The organism is Dactylosporangium cerinum (assembly GCF_042653625.1).
Lineage (GTDB): Bacteria > Actinomycetota > Actinomycetes > Mycobacteriales > Micromonosporaceae > Dactylosporangium > Dactylosporangium cerinum.
In genome coordinates this window covers 195,775-210,490 of sequence record NZ_JBHSIU010000066.1, presented here as the reverse complement: position 1 = coordinate 210,490, position 14,716 = coordinate 195,775, and the positions used below count along the sequence as shown (strand labels likewise).

The 14,716-nt window shown below is 73.2% G+C and carries 10 protein-coding genes and 1 pseudogene; 8 read left to right on the top strand and 3 right to left on the bottom strand.

Features of this window, described 5'->3' with window-relative positions:
- Window positions 1–38: 38 nt before the first annotated feature.
- Window positions 39–851, bottom strand: coding sequence for an SGNH/GDSL hydrolase family protein (locus tag ACFPIJ_RS43335; RefSeq protein ID WP_380124737.1), 813 nt, complete (start codon window positions 849–851; stop codon window positions 39–41).
- 86 nt (window positions 852–937) lie between these two features.
- Between ACFPIJ_RS43335 and ACFPIJ_RS43330 the strand changes: the two genes are divergently transcribed.
- The 6 genes from ACFPIJ_RS43330 (at window position 938) to ACFPIJ_RS43305 (ending at window position 8,956) form a co-directional block, all read left to right on the top strand.
- Complete coding sequence (locus ACFPIJ_RS43330) at window positions 938–2,608, top strand: sensor histidine kinase (RefSeq protein WP_380124735.1); 1,671 nt, start codon at window positions 938–940, stop codon at window positions 2,606–2,608.
- Window positions 2,596–3,249 carry a response regulator transcription factor gene (locus ACFPIJ_RS43325; protein WP_380124733.1) on the top strand — a complete coding sequence of 218 codons (654 nt, stop codon included), beginning with the start codon at window positions 2,596–2,598 and terminating at the stop codon, window positions 3,247–3,249. The genes ACFPIJ_RS43330 and ACFPIJ_RS43325 overlap by 13 nt, the downstream gene beginning before the upstream one ends.
- Entirely contained in the window at window positions 3,249–3,734 is a 486-nt protein-coding gene (locus ACFPIJ_RS43320) for a GNAT family N-acetyltransferase (protein WP_380124731.1), read from the top strand. Before ACFPIJ_RS43325 ends, ACFPIJ_RS43320 begins: the two co-directional genes overlap by 1 nt.
- 188 nt (window positions 3,735–3,922) lie before the next feature.
- Entirely contained in the window at window positions 3,923–4,366 is a 444-nt protein-coding gene (locus ACFPIJ_RS43315) for a CBS domain-containing protein (RefSeq protein WP_380124729.1), read from the top strand.
- Between the two features lie 49 nt (window positions 4,367–4,415).
- Window positions 4,416–8,123, top strand: coding sequence for an FHA domain-containing protein (locus ACFPIJ_RS43310; protein ID WP_380124727.1), 3,708 nt, complete (start codon window positions 4,416–4,418; stop codon window positions 8,121–8,123).
- A gap of 221 nt (window positions 8,124–8,344) precedes the next feature.
- Window positions 8,345–8,956: a nucleotidyltransferase family protein gene (locus ACFPIJ_RS43305; protein WP_380124725.1), complete on the top strand. Its 612-nt coding sequence runs from the start codon at window positions 8,345–8,347 to the stop codon at window positions 8,954–8,956.
- Here the strand turns inward: ACFPIJ_RS43305 and ACFPIJ_RS43300 are convergent.
- Window positions 8,940–9,473 carry a GNAT family N-acetyltransferase gene (locus ACFPIJ_RS43300; protein ID WP_380124723.1) on the bottom strand — a complete coding sequence of 178 codons (534 nt, stop codon included), beginning with the start codon at window positions 9,471–9,473 and terminating at the stop codon, window positions 8,940–8,942. The genes ACFPIJ_RS43305 and ACFPIJ_RS43300 overlap by 17 nt on opposite strands.
- A 257-nt stretch (window positions 9,474–9,730) precedes the next feature.
- A pseudogene (locus tag ACFPIJ_RS43295) lies at window positions 9,731–10,561 on the bottom strand (sulfatase-like hydrolase/transferase); the annotation flags it as partial.
- A gap of 691 nt (window positions 10,562–11,252) precedes the next feature.
- Between ACFPIJ_RS43295 and ACFPIJ_RS43290 the strand changes: the two are divergent.
- Together ACFPIJ_RS43290 and ACFPIJ_RS43285 are read left to right on the top strand one after the other, a co-directional pair.
- Entirely contained in the window at window positions 11,253–12,308 is a 1,056-nt protein-coding gene (locus ACFPIJ_RS43290; RefSeq protein ID WP_380124721.1) for a lysylphosphatidylglycerol synthase transmembrane domain-containing protein, read from the top strand.
- Entirely contained in the window at window positions 12,305–14,605 is a 2,301-nt protein-coding gene (locus tag ACFPIJ_RS43285) for a bifunctional lysylphosphatidylglycerol flippase/synthetase MprF (protein ID WP_380124719.1), read from the top strand. Before ACFPIJ_RS43290 ends, ACFPIJ_RS43285 begins: the two co-directional genes overlap by 4 nt.
- Window positions 14,606–14,716: the final 111 nt, after the last annotated feature.

The window sequence follows — 14,716 nt, the reverse complement described above, 5'->3', positions numbered from 1 at the left end:
CGTGGAGGTGCCGAAGTCGACGCCCAGCAGCCCGGCGGTCATCGCCGCCAGCCGTTCACCAGGACGACCGCGGCGAGCGCACGGTGCCCGGCGGCGCTGGGGTGGCCGTCGTTCTCCGCGCAGATGAGCGTCAGGTGGCACAGGACCCGCCGCCGGACGGTGGCGTCGCCGGGCGGGTTGAAGACCGGTGACGGGTCGGCGAACCGTGCGCCCACAGCGGCGCCGACGGCGGCCATGGCGGCGTTCAGCGCGGTAATCAGCCGGTCGGCGGCCTCGAGGTCGGTGAGCTGCACCGTGAACGCGCCGACCAGCACGATCCGTGCCCCGGGCGCCGCCTGCCGCAGCCGGGTCAGCGCCTGCTGGAGCCGCCCGGCGAGGGCCGCGATCTCGGCCGGTGCCCGTTCCAGCACGCACCGGATGTCCGGGCAGGACTGCAGGAACAGCCGGATGTCGTTGCCCCACAGGGTGACGGTGATGAGGGTCGGCTGGTGGTGGGCGAGGAACGCCTCCGCCGCCGCGAGCTGGCTGCCCGGATAGTCGTCGTGCAGCCGGAAGCCGGCGGCGCGCCAGCCGCACGGGCCGGTGATGAAGGTGCCGGTGGTCTCGCCGGGACACGAGTAGTTGACCGTCTTCAGCCCGGCGACCCGTGAGACGAGGTCGGTGAAGCCGGTGAACGCGGACGGGGGCAGGCCGGCGAGGGCCCCGGCGGTCGTGAAGCCGTAGGGCAGCGAGTCGCCCAGGGCCAGGTGGTAGCGCAGCGGCGGCCGGGCGATCGCGGCGCCGGGCGTCGCCACAGTCACGGCGGCGACGGTCAGTGCGACGGCGAGCAGCCGGGTCAGCGGTCGGTTCATGGGTTCGATGCTCGGTCGCTGCGCCTGTGGGGGCATCGGTAGTTCTACGCATGTCCACCACTGACTCCGGGTGCCATCCTGAGGCGGTGAAGTTCCGTGTCGCCGTGCTCACGATCGCCGTGCTGCTGCTCGCGCTGCGCATCTGGTACTTCGAGCGGCTCGGCGGCTGGCTCTGGCTGATGCTGATCAACGCCGCCGTGCAGCTCGCGGTGATCGTGGCCGGTCTCGTGGCCGCGAAACGGCGCCCCGACAGCCGGGTCGGCCTGATCCTGCTGGGGTGGGGCCTGTTCGTCGTGCTCAACGGCCCCGGCACGGCGGAGAGCGGGGCGCTGCTCGTCATCGAGGGCTGTCTGCAGCCGTGGTACTGGGCGCTGCTCGCCCACGCGATGCTCACCTACCCCGACGGCCGCACGCGTCACCGCCGGGAACGGGTCTTCCTCACCGTCGCGTACCTGTGGCCGTTGTGGTGGCTGACCGGGTGGCTGTTCGCCGAACCTGGCTGGATGGTCGTCTGCCCGGCCGACGGCTGCCCCGCCAACCCGTTCCTGATCTCGCCGCAGCGGGCGTTCCTGGAGCACTGGTTCGACGCCAACGACGCCCTCGCCATCGCCCTCGGCGTCTGGTTCCTCACCCTGGTCGTGCTGCGCCGGCGCGGGATGGCCCCGCCGGAGCGGCGCAGCGCCGCACCCGCGCTGTGGGCGATCGGGGTGCTGTCGGCCGCGTACCTGATGCAGGCCACGCTGTCGTTGATCGAGCCTCCCGACGGCACCCTCTGGGCGGTCATGTGGTGGACACGGCGCCTGGCGACGTTCCTGGTGCCGGTCGGGCTGCTGATCGCACTCGTCAACATGAAGCTGGCCCGGGCCGACGTGGCGGCGCTGCTGGTGCGCCTCCGCGACGCCGACATCCCGCAGCTGCAGTCGGGCCTCGCGACCCTGCTGCGCGACCCGTCCGTGCGCATCGTGTCAGATGCCGCGGGAGACGGCACCGACCTGGGCGACGGCTACGTCCTGCGGCACCACAGCAGCGCCCGCACCGAGGACCCGGAGCTGTTCGACGCGGCCGTGGCGGCGGCCCGGATGACCATCGACAACGCGCGGCTGCACCGGCAGGTCCTCGCGCAACTGGCGGAGGTGAGCGCGTCCCGGGAACGGCTCGTCCAGGCCGCCGACGCCGAACGCCGGCGGGTGGAGCGGGACCTGCACGACGGGGCGCAGCAGCAGCTCATCGGGGTCGGCATGGCCCTGGAGACGGCCCGCCTCGAGGTCCCCGACACGCACCCGGCCGCCGCGATGCTCGACGACGCGAGCGGCCAGCTGCGTCACTCGATCGACGAGCTGCGGGCCCTGGCCCGCGGGTTGCGCCCGGCGATGCTCACCGAACGCGGCCTGCCCACGGCCCTCGCCGAGCTGCGCCGCCGCGCCCGGGTGCCGGCGACGCTGGAGGTTGCGGGGGTACCCCGGCTGGCCGCCGACGTGGAGACGGCCGCGTACTTCGTGGTGAGCGAGGCGCTGCAGAACGCGGCCCGGCACGCGCCCGGCGCCTCGGTGTCGATCCAGGTCACCTTCGCCGACGACGTGCTGCTCGTCGCGGTGCGCGACGACGGCCCCGGCGGCGCGGACGTGCACCGCGGGTCGGGGCTGCGCGGCCTGGCCGACCGGGTCGCCGTCGTCGGCGGGATCCTGACCGTGCAGAGCCCACCCGGGGGCGGCACCACGGTGTCGGCGCGGTTCGAAGGAGTGCCGTGCGTATCGTGATCGCCGACGACTCCCTCATCGTCCGGGCCGGCCTGACCAGGCTCCTCGGCGCGATCGACGCCGTCGAGGTCGTCGGTGAGGCCGCCGACGCCGGGGAGCTGCACCGCATCGTCGCCCACGACCGGCCGGACCTGGCGATCGTCGACATCCGCATGCCACCCACGTTCACCGACGAGGGCATCCACGCCGCCGGCCGGATCCGCCGCGACCACCCCTCGGTTGCCGTGATGGTCCTGTCGCAGTACGTCGAGACGGCGTTCGCGATGGAACTCCTCGACGGCGGGCGCACCCACGTCGGGTACCTGCTGAAGGACCGGATCATGCAGCGCGCCACCCTGATCGACGCGGTGCGCCGGGTCAGCGCCGGTGACGTCGTCGTCGACCCGACCCTGGTCGAGCTGCTGCTGGCCGCGCCCGCGGTGCCGGCGGCCCTCGCCGTGCTGTCCGACCGCGAGCGGGACGTCCTGGTGCTGATGGCCGAGGGTCTCACCGACCGTGGCATCGCCGAACGGCTGGCCGTGTCGCCCCGCACGGTCGGCACCCACATCCAGCACATCTTCGACCGCCTCGGCATCGCCGACTCCGCCACCGACAACCGCCGCGTCCGCGCCGTGCTGTCCTACCTCGACGCGGTGGGCTGATGCCGTACCCAAGCATCCGGACCCGGCTGGTGTCCGACCTGGACCGGTGTGTCGAGGCCCTGCGCGAGGTGCACCGCACCGACGCCTACCCGTTGAACTGGCCGGCCGACCCCCGTGCCTGGCTCACCCCACCGCGGCTGCTGCAGGCGTGGGTCGCCGTGGAGCCCGACGGCTCCGTCGTCGGCCACGTCGCGGTCCAACGCCTCGACACCGCCGGCGCCGAACTGTCCCGCCTCTTCGTCGTCCCCGCCGCCCGCCGCCGCTCGGTCGCCAGGGCACTGGCCGACCATGCCCGGTCGTGGGCCACCGAACACGGCTCCGGACTGGCGCTGAACGTCACGGACGGACACCGCTCGGCCGCCGTCGCGTTCTACGAGGCCACCGGCTGGCGGCACACCCACACCACCGACGCCGACTGGACCACTCCCGACGGCCACCACGTCACGCTGCGCCACTACGTCACGGGCAGCGATCCCAGGGCGTAGCCGCCCGCGCCCGCGGTGCCGGCGGCCTTCGCCGTGCTGTCCTACCTCGACGCGGTCGGCTGACCGGGCCGCCCGCGTGCTCGCCACGCTGCGCCGCCGGCGTTGAGAGCAACCGTTCGTCTGATCATCGGGGAGGGGCGGGCCGGGCTACATTCACCTGGCGGGAGATCGAACACGCGGGAGGCGGCGTGCTGGTCGGCGATGTGATGACGGCGTTTCCGGCGTACATCCGGCTCGGGGCCACCATCCGGCGGGCGGCGGAGCTGGTCAGCGTGTCGGAGGTCGGGCAGCTGATGGTGCTCGACCACGACGGCCGGTTCGTCGGGTCGCTCGGCGAGGAGGAGCTCGTCCGGGCCATGCTCCCGGGGTTCGACGAGGTCACCGACAGCGGTGGCAGCCTCGACGACGCGTTCCGGCTGTTCCTGGAGAAGGGGCGGGCCCTGGCGGAGCGGGTCGTGGACCCCTTGGTCGTGCGTGACACCGCCACCGTGCGCCCCACCGACGAGCTGGCCCGCGCGGCCGTGGTGATGATCGATCGCGGCATCCGGCGGCTGCCCGTCGTCGACGACGGCACGCTCGTCGGCACGCTTTCGCGGGCCGACCTCTGCCGGGCGGTGATCTACCATTCCTGACGTCCGGCTCGTCCTCGTCGACCGGCACACCGGGGAGCGCACCGAGCGGTTGTGCGCGCTGCCGGTCACCCTCGGCCGCGACGGCAAGGTTGCCTCGGTGGTGCTCGACGACCGGGACGTGTCGAGGCGCCACGCCCGGCTGGACGCGGCCGGCGACGCGCTGCTCGTGACCGACCTGGGCAGCACCAACGGCACGTTCGCGGGCGAGGAGCGGGTGACCCGCCGGACGTTGGGCCCCGGTGACGTGTTGCGGATCGGGCGGTACGACATCCGCTGGCTCTTCGTCGACCCCGACGCGACCGCGTTCATCGACCCGGGCGAACGGACCTCGCTACAGCCGGTCGGCCCGCCCACGATCCCGGCCAGGACGGTCGTCGACAACGCCGAGGCGCACAACCGGCGGGTGGGACACGAGTTGGACGGCTTCCTGTCGCTGGCGCACGGGTTCCTGCCCGTCGAGCCGCCGCTCACCGCGTTCCCGGAGTCGCACCGGGCCTGGGACGACATGACCGGCCGGCTGCCGGAGCTGTTCCGCCGGCTGGCGCTGCGCCGGGCGTTCGACGCGTTGCCGGTGCTCGACGCGCGTCCCGAGGCGCTGCCGGACAGGTACCTGCTGCGCGCTTCGACGCTGCTCGGGGTCTACGCGCACGCGTATCAGTACATGGCGGTCGACCCGCCGACGGCCCTGCCGGAGTCGTTGCTGCGGCCGTGGACCACGGTGTCGCGGCGGCTGGGCAAGGCGCAGCCGGCCGTGTCCTACATCGACCTGTTCTTCTACAACTGGCGGCTGCGGGACCCGTCGGGGCCGCGGGTCCTGGACAACCTCGAGCTGCTCGTTCCGACCTGGGACAACGCCGCCGAACGGGTTTTCTACCTGGTCACCACCGAGTTCGCGATGGGGCTGACCCCGGTGCTCGGGGCGATGCTCGACGCGCAGGAGGCCGTGGTCGCCGAGGACCCGGCCCGATTGGAGCGTGCGCTGCTGGTCATCCTCGGCAGCCTGCGCCACGTCACCGAGGCCGTCTACCCGCAGATCGACCCCAACCCGCGCGGCCGCCACCCACTTGACCAGGTGCTGTGGGCCAAGACCGTCGGCACCGCGGGCGTACCGATCTTCGACGGCGCCCCGAGCCCCAGCGGCACCGCGCAGCCGCACTTCCATGCCATCGACGCGTTCCTGGAACGGCGTGACTTCGGCTCGATGGTCGGCCAGCAGAGCGTGTACCTCGCCGGTTTCTTCCCGCGGCACTGGCGGGAGCTGGTGGCGGCGCTGCGTGAGGTGTCGGTGCGCCAGTACGTCGAACGGACCCGCAACCAGGCGCTGCGCGGCGTCTACAACGCGGTCCTGGACGCGTACGCCGGCGACCGGGGCTGGATGGGGCTGCACCGGGTCAAGGCGTACGGCTTCCTCGAGGTGGCGTTCAAGGTCGGCCGCCAGGTCACGACCGGTGCCCGGTTCACGGGACTGTTCAAGGACCGCACGTGGGACCGGGTCGACGTCGAGCTGGCGGTGGTCCGCGACGAGCGGCGCCCACCGGTCGGACCGCCGGTGGTGTTCGGCACCGCTCGCCGCGGCCGGGTCGTCACCGCCGACGGCGGCGCGTGGACCTGCTACCTGGAGCTCGACGTGACCGGCCAGGGCGTGCAGCACCAGCCGGGCGACCGGGTCGGCATCCTCGCCGAGCACGACGACGACCTGGTGACCCGCACGGTCGCCGCGCTGCAGGCCGGCGGCGACGAGCTGGTCCGGTTGACCCCGGCGTGGCAGGCGGCGGTGGCCTGCCGGGCCGGCTACGACGGCGACGTCGACGTGTTGCCGCTGCGTACGCTGCTGCGTTTCGCCCGGCTCCGCCCGATCGGCCGGGACGTGGCCAAGCGGCTCGCCCGGCTGAGCGCTGTCGGCTCCTGGGGGCGGATCGTGGACGCCCGTATGGAGGAGCAGTGGGAGCTGTGGGACGTGCTCAACCTGCTGCACGCGGGCGGGTGGGACGTCACCCGGCTGTGGAAGGCCGATCCAGGTGAGCCCGAGGCGTTCTGCGCGGTGATCCCGCCCGAGCCGTTCCGGCTGTACTCCATCGCGTCCGCGGCGCCGCCGGGCGGGCCGGTCACCACGCTGCAGCTGGTCGTCGCCGGGCTGGAGTACACCTCGGCCCGCACCCCGTGGTCGTATCCGCGGGGCCGGCGCGGAGCCGCGTCGCACTTCCTGCGCCGGGCCGGCATGGAGGGCCGGGCGAGGCTGTCGCTGCGGATCGTGCCCACGCCCCGGTTCCGGCTGCCGGTCGACCCTGCGCGGCCCGTCATCATGTTCGCGGCCGGATCCGGCGTCGCCCCGTTCCTCGCGTTCGTCGCCGCCCGCGCCGAAGCCGCCGGGTCCACCGCGGCCGATCGGCTCTACTGGGGCCTGCGGACCCCGGCGGAGTTCGTCGAGCGCGACGGCCTCGACGCGGCAGCCGCGGCCGGGCGGCTGCGGCTGCACGTCGCGTTCTCCCGGGCCGACACCGCCGCCGGCTTCGACGGGCAGCGCCACGTCACCAGGGACGGTTCACGGCACCGGGTCGACGACGCCGTGCGGGCCGACGCCGAGGCGCTGCAGGAGCTGCTGCGCCCGGTGGAGGACGGTGGCGCGGGCGCGCACGTCTACATCTGCGGCAGCGCGTACTTCGCCGCCGCCGTTGTGCGGGCGCTGGCCGAGATCGCGCCCGGCGACGGGAGGGAGTTCCTGCGCCGCCTCGTCGCCGAGGGACGGCTCGGCGAGGACGTCTTCACGACCTACCTCGGCCACGCCCAGCAGGGGCCGCGGTTCGACGTGTCGGACCTCGCGCGCCGCAACACCCCGGAGACGGGGTACTGGATGGCCATCGGCGGCGCCGTGTTCGACGTCGGCGAGTTCCTGCACCTGCACGTCGGCGGCCCGCACATCATCCGTAACCACACCGGCCTCGACGCCACCGCCGCCTACCGCAAGGTGCTGCACCACACGCATGCCGAGATCGATGCACAACTGGCGATGTATCACCTCGGCCACCTGCGCCGGCTGCGCTTCGGAGCCCGCTGGGGCGTCGTGCTCACCGAGGAGGGGCTGCGCTCGATGCCCCTGGAGGAGCTGTTCCGGTCCTGGGTGCGTTTCGTGTACCTCGTCGTCGGCATGGAGAACGCGCTACGCGCCGACTACGGCTTCACCGCTGCCACCGCGACGGCCGGCGAGGACCCGGCGGAGCTGACCCCGTACAAGGCCCAGTATGTCCTCGAGGCGCACCGGCGGTTCCTCGTCAGCTACCTCGACGGGCTGCTGCAGGAGGACCTGCGGACACTGTGGCGGCAGACGGCCGGATTCTGTGACCCACGGCAGGACGTCCGCGCGTACGACGCCGCCCTGGCCGCCCTTTCCGGCGACGCCAACGCCACCCTGGTCCGCCACAGCCTCCCGGCGGTGCGCGAGCTGCTGCGCAGCGGCGAGGACCACCGGCGGGTCACCGTGCTGTGCCGCACCTACGCCCACGCCGACACTGCTCTGCTGCGCGACGTGAAGGCCGCGGTGCTCGACGGCGTGCGGGCCTTCGAGACGCACGAGGCCGACGTCGTCGAGCGGGCCGGGGCCGACCTGCTGCGCGCCGCCCGCGCACCGCTGGACGTGGTCGCGGACTACCACCGGCGCCTGGCCGGGCAGACCAGCGGCCACGGTATCGCCGCCGTGCCGGGCGAGGAAACGGTCCCGGCCGACCGCGGCCTGCCCGGCCACGGCGGCCCGCCGATCTAACTTGACACCCAACCGGCGTCAACCTCACCGCCTGCCGGGTAGCCCAGCGGATCGGCTGCCGCATCGCGCTCAGCAACGCCAACCGCAGCATCGAGGAGCGACTGCGCAGCCGCGGGCTCGCCGGCAACCTCACCGCGGCTCCGCCAGGTGGCCGCAACGAGGTCTGACGGGCTGCGCCGCCGGGCGGTCGCGCGCGACATGGTCACGGCATACTGGCCGCCATGGTCACACCTCTCGAGCCGCTCCCGGGCCCAACCGACCCCGCAGCAGCCCTGATCGACCTGGTCCGGTCGAGTGGGTGGCTGCTGCGGGTCCTGGCCGCGGTGCGCGACGAACAGCTTCCCGATGCCTGGGTCGGGGCCGGCGCGCTGCGGGACCTCGTGTGGGGAACGCGGTACGGGTCAGGCTTCGCGCCCGAACGGGTCCGTGACGTGGACGTCGCCTTCTTCGATCCGCACGACCTGAGCCGCGACAACGACGCCCGGGTCACCGAACGCCTCCGGCGGCGGTTGCCCGACGTGCCGTGGGAGGCGAGCAATCAGGCGGCGGTGCACCTCTGGTACCCCGCCGAGTTCGGTGGTGGCCCGGTCGAACCGTTGACATCGGTCGACGAGGCGTTGGCGACGTGGCCCGAGACGGCCACCACCGTCGCGGTGCGCCTCAGCCCGGCCGACACCGTCGAGATCAACGCCCCACTCGGTCTCGACGACCTCCTGGCCGGTATCTGGCGGCGCAATCCCCAGCGGATCACCGTCGAACGCTCCCTGTCCAGACTGGAGCGCCACCAGCCACACACCCGCTGGCCCGGCGTCACGGTCATCCGCCCGCAGTAGTTCCGCCCGCTCGCCGCCCGGAGTGCGGGCGCAGAGCGAGCTGGTACCAGGTGCCCGGCTTTCCGCCGAGGTCGGCCGGGGCGGCCGGGCCGACCGGGACGAAGCCGGCCTTGGACAGCACCTTCCGCGAGGCGGCATTGTCGTGGGAGGCGGCCGCCCTGAGCGTGCGCAGCCCGTGGTCCACCGCCGCCAGCCGGCACAGCTCCCGGACGGTCGCCGTCGCCACGCCGCGGCCGGCGACGTGCTGCGCGACCCGGTACCCGACGTTCGCCGTGGCGTCCCCGACGAGGAACAGGTTGAACCGGCCCAGGATCGAGCCGTCCTCGGCGACGAGCACGTAGTACGCGTCGGTGCCGGCCTCCTGCTGCGCCAGCATCGCGCGGTGCCGCTCGGCGAACTGCTCGAAGTAGGCGTCGCCCCGATCGGAGATCGAGGCAGCGAAGTAGGCGCGGTTCGCCAGTTCGAAGGCCAGGACCGCCGCGCCATGGTCGGCCCGCAGGCGCTGCAACTCGGACACCACCCGACGCTAGCGTGGTCGATCGGGGGGACGGGGAAATTCTTGGACGTGACCGAGCCGGCCGGGGGCGGCGGTCCGCTCCCGGCCGGTGCCCAGGGGCGTTGGATCAGCTGACGTGGCCGGCGGTCCAGCAGGACGCGTTCGTGTGGCAGTTTCACCAGCGCGTCCAGGTCCGAGTGCAGGGTCGCCTTGCGGGACGCGGAGAGCCCGGCGTAGGTGTTGTTCAGCTGGTACGGGTCCGCGGTGCGGTCGTAGTACTCGTGCTCGCCGTTGTCGTACTCGATGTAGGTGTAGGTCGCCGTGCGCAGGGCTTCGTAGGTGGTCGGCATGCCGTTGCGGGCGTCCTGGACGTCGGGGTCGTCGGCGCTGACGCCCGGGCCGTGGTGCTCGATGAGTGAGCCGGTGCGCCACGGGGCGGTCTGCCCGCCGGTGAGCAGCGTGACCAGGGACCGGCCGTTGACGTCGCCGGCGACCGGGGCCCCGCCGAGGCGCTGGAAGGTGGGGGCCAGGTCGATGTTCTGCACGATCTGCGGGCGGCTGATGCCGCTGGGCACGTTCGGGCCGGCGACCACCAGCGGCACCACCACGTCATGGTCGTACGCCGTCTGCTTGCCTTCGACCAGGCGGTGGTCGCCCATGTGGAAGCCGTTGTCGGAGCTGAACACGACGTAGGTGTTGTTGGCGACCCCGGAGGCGGTGAGCTGCTGGCGCAGGCCGGCGATCATGCGGTCGACGGCCTGGACGGCCTGGGCGCGCTTGCGGTAGTCGGTGTTGATTTTGTCGATCTCGGCGGTGGTCCAGCCCGGCGGGGTGTAGAGATCCTTGGGCAGGTACCCGTTGAGGTACTTGCCCATGAACGCGGTGGAGTACCCCTGCGCCTGCAGCGCGGTGGCGAACGTCTTCGACTCGTTGCCGCGGTTGCGGAACACCGCGAAGCCGCCGTCGGAACCACCGTTGGTGAAGACCCCCGTGTCGTGCGGGAACTTCCCGGTGAAGATCGACGAGCGGGACGGGCAGCACAGCGAGTCGGTGACGGTGTAGTTGGTGAACGTCGTGCCGTCGGTCTGCAGGCGCTGCACGTTCGGCATGTGCTGGACCAGGTTCCACGCCAGGTCGTCGACGAGGACGAACACGATGTTCGGCGGGGCGGCGGCAGCCACGGCCGGCGACGCGCCGGCGGAGGCGACGAGGCCGGCCGTGGCGGCGAGCGCGGCGGTGGCCAGGGCGGCCAGGGATCTACGCATGCCATCCACGATGAACGATGGGACACGGCTTTGGGCGAACGCCGTGTTCGAATCCTGTAAATCTTATTGGTTAGATAGGATTTTGCCGGAGCCGTCCGACGAAATACACCCGTCACCACCTGCACAAACCAACCGTCGCCGAAACGCGGCGCGATCCCATGGGCGTGCTGATCCGCCGCCTCAGGTCGGCCGGGTGCGGGTTGACGGCGACCACGGAGATTCGATCGCTGCAGCCGTGCCGTCACCAGCCATGGTGGGTTTGCGGCGGCTGCCGCCGGGCAGTGAGGAGACTGCCGTGCGGGGCGCGAGCGCTCGAGGAATGCTGCCTTCGCCCAGCCACCCGCTGAGGATCGGTCCGCACGATCGCCGTGGCCGGCGATGCCGTCTGGCGTCCGGGTCCGGCAGCGTCCTGTTCGGCGGGCGGCGGGCGCGGGCGGCGGGCGCGGGCGGTGGGCTCCTGGTCCCGGACGGTGGGTGCCAGGCGCGACCGCGTCGACCCTGACCGTGCTCGTCGGTGCGGGGGAAGGGGAGGCCGGTGCGGCGCCGGTGGGCTCGTACGGCGGTGGCCGGGGCGACGGTCATCGCCCTGCTCCTTGTCGTCTGGGTCAACCGGGCGGAACTGCCGACCGCGGTCCGGGCTCTCCGTGGCGCCGACCCGAGGTGGCTGGCAGGCGGATTGCTGACGCTGACCGTCTGGTGGTCGGCGTGGGCCCTGCTGTACCTGTCGTGCCGCCGGATCACCCGGGTGGGCGGCTACCGGGAGTTCCGGCGGCTGGTTCCGGTGGTGGTGGGTGCCGTCGCGGCCAACCTGATGGTGAAGTCCGGCGGGCTGGCCGGGCTCGCGCTGTTCCTGGACGACGGGCACCATCGGCGGCTGTCGCCCGGCCGGGTCGGCAGTGCGTACGTGCTCGCCGCCGTATTGGCGGAGGGGGCGTTCTTCGTGACGCTGGTGGCCGGGACTTCGGTGGTGTGGGCGTCGGCGCGACTCACCCGGCCGGAGGTCGCCGCCGTGACGGTCTTCCTGGCGTTCCTGGTCGCGCGGGCCGGTCTGCTGCTGGCGGTGATCCGCAGCCGGGAGGCGTTCGTCCGGATGTGGGGCGTCCCCGCCCGCTGGCGTGACCGGCTGCTGCGGCGTCCGGCCACGGGGTACGACCCTTCGAAGGCGAACGAGGTCTACGACGCGGTGACGGTGTTGCGCGCCCGGCCGTTGACCGGGCTGCCGCCGTTCGGGTTCGCCCTCGGCGTCGACGCACTCGGGGTGGCGATGCTGTGGACGGCGCTGGCCGCGGTCGGCGGCGGCAATCGGCCGCTCGTGGCGCTGGTCGCGTACGCGATCTCCGCGGTGTTCGGCATCGTCGGGTTCCTGCCCGGCGGGCTCGGCTTCGTCGAGGTCGGCTCGGCGGCCGTGATGGTCTCGTTCGGTGTACCGGTCGGGGTCGCCGCCGCGGCGGCCGTCGTGTTCCGGCTGTGGGAGTTCTGGCTCCCCCTCGCCGTCGGCGCGGTGGCGGTGTGGTGGCTGCCCCGGCGCCGGGCGGGACCTGCGGACCGGCCGGGCGGGTCGGGACCCGCTGCGGATGAGGCGTTCGGGTGAACGACGCGTTGGGCCCCGCCGGCCGGTGGGCGCGCCGCGGGTGCGCCGCCGCCGCGCTGCTGCTCGCGCTCATCGACCTGGCAGCAGCGGCCGTGGTGGTGTCCCCCGCAGCCGTGCCGCACCGCCCCGTGCCGTACCCGGTCGCCGCGCTGTTCGGTGCGCACTACGTCCTGCTGGCCTCCGGGGTCTGCCTGCTGCTGGTGGTCTGGGCGCTGCTGCGCGGCAAGCGGGCGGCGTGGTGGGTCGCGCTGCTCGCCGCGGCGGTGTCGCTTCCCGGCCACCATGCCGGGCCGGGGCAGTGGCCACGGCTGGTGGCCACCGCCGGCCTGCTGCTGCTGTTGCTGATCTGCCGGGAGGCCTTCGTCGCCCGGTCGGATCCCGCGCTCCTGCGCCGTGGGCTGGCGGTCCTGGTGGTCGGCGAGATCGCGGTGTTCGCGTACGCGGTGCTCGGCCTGTCCCGGCTGGACCCCGACTTCCGTGACCGCGAGACGGTCGGGTCGGCGGTCGTCGACGCGCTGCGGCTGCTGTTCCTCCTGCCGGTGAGCGTCGAACCGGTCACCGGGCACGGGCGGTGGTTCATGGAGTCGGCGCGGACGGCGACGCTGAGCGTGGCGGTGCTGGGGCTCATCTGGCTGGTCGCGACGGTGATCGGCCGGCCCGGCCATGACCGGGAGCGCCGCCGGGTGCGGCAGCTGCTGGACCGCTACGCCGCCACCGCGCTCGCCCACTTCCACCTGCTCGACGACAAGGCGTGGGTGATCACCGCCGACGGCCGTGCGTTCGTCGGCTACAAGGTGGTCGGCACCACGGCGGTGGCGCTGGGCGAGCCGATCGGCCACGGCGACTCGGTGCTGTCGGCGGCCCGCGACTTTGCCCAGCTGTGCGCCCTCAACGGCTGGAACCCGGTGTTCCATCAGGTGACCGGCGAGGGTCTGCCCGTGCTGGCCGGCACGGGGTGGAAGACCCTGAAGATCGGCGAGGAGGCGATCGTCGACCTGGCGGCGTTCGACCTGCAACGCCCGGAGTACAAGGGGATCCGGTCGTCGGTGCGGCGCTGCGAACGTGCCGGGTACCACGTGGTCGACCTGCCGCACCCGATCGATGACGCGACCCTGGCCGAACTGCGCGAGGTGTCCGACGCCTGGCTGGCCTCCGGCGGTCACCGCGAACGGACCTTCACGCTCGGGCGGTTCGACCGTGGGTACCTCAGGACGACCCCGATCGTGGCGGTGCTCGACGCCGGCGGGCGCATCCAGGCGTTCGCGAACATCGTGCCCACATACCGGTCGCGGGACGCCACCTTCGACTTGATGCGTCGCCGGCCCGATGCGGTCAACGGGGTCGTCGAGCAGCTGTTCGTGGCGCTCATCGAGCGGTTCCGGGCGGGCGGGTACGCCGGCATGAACCTGGGACTGGCGCCGCTGTCCGGCGCGGGTTCCGGCCTGTCGCTGCCCGACCGGGTCCTCCAGCTGATCTATACGCACGCCGGCGCGGCGTTCAACTTCGCCGGCCTGCGCGCGTTCAAGGCCAAGTGGCATCCCCGGTGGGAGCCGCGGTACCTCGCCTACCGCTCCGACGCGCGGCTGCTCGTCAGCGCCGCAGCACTCGTGCGCGCCGGGGAGCTGCCCGACCCGCGCTCGCCGATCGGCCGGCTGAGACGGCTGCTGCGGCGCATGCCGGTGACCACGGCGTTCCTCCTGCTCCAAGCGTGGGTCATGACGGCGACCGCGCTCGACCCGGACACCCACGGGCAACTGATCCGCCACTTCGGTCTCGCCTGGCGCGATCTGCAGAACGGCCTGGTGTGGCGCCTGGTGTCGTCACCGCTCATCCAGACGGAACCGGGCTGGGTCTGGTCGGTGGTGTGGTTGCTGCTCGCGTTCCTGCCGCTGGCCGAGTGGCGCCTCGGCTCCCGCCGTACCGTGCTGATCTTCTTCGCCGCGGACGCCGTCGCGACGCTGTCGGTCCTGCTCACCCTCCGGCTGGCGGCGGCCACCGGGTCCACCGGCGCGGCGCGGCTCATCACCGAACGCGACGCCGGCTCCTCGGCCGGCAGTTGGGCGCTGGCCGCCGCGGTGGCCTGGAGCCTGCCCGGCAGGGCACGGCTGCTCGCCGTCGCCGGGGTCCTCGCGACGCTGGGCGTTGCGGTGGTGACCCACCGCCGGCTCTTCGACGTCGAGCATCTCATCGCGGCGCTCGTCACGGTCGGCGCCTGTGCCCTGCTGCCGGTATGGCGCCGGGCGCGGGCCGGACGCGCGGTCGCGGCCGCCCGCCGGTGGATCGGGCGATCACCGTAGAAGTTCCGGTCAGGCCAGGGTTTCGGGTGGGCGGAACCGCGGTATCTGGGCCGGAACGGGCCGGTGTACCCCGTCTGTTGACGCGCTGTCACGGCCCGCCACCGACCTGGT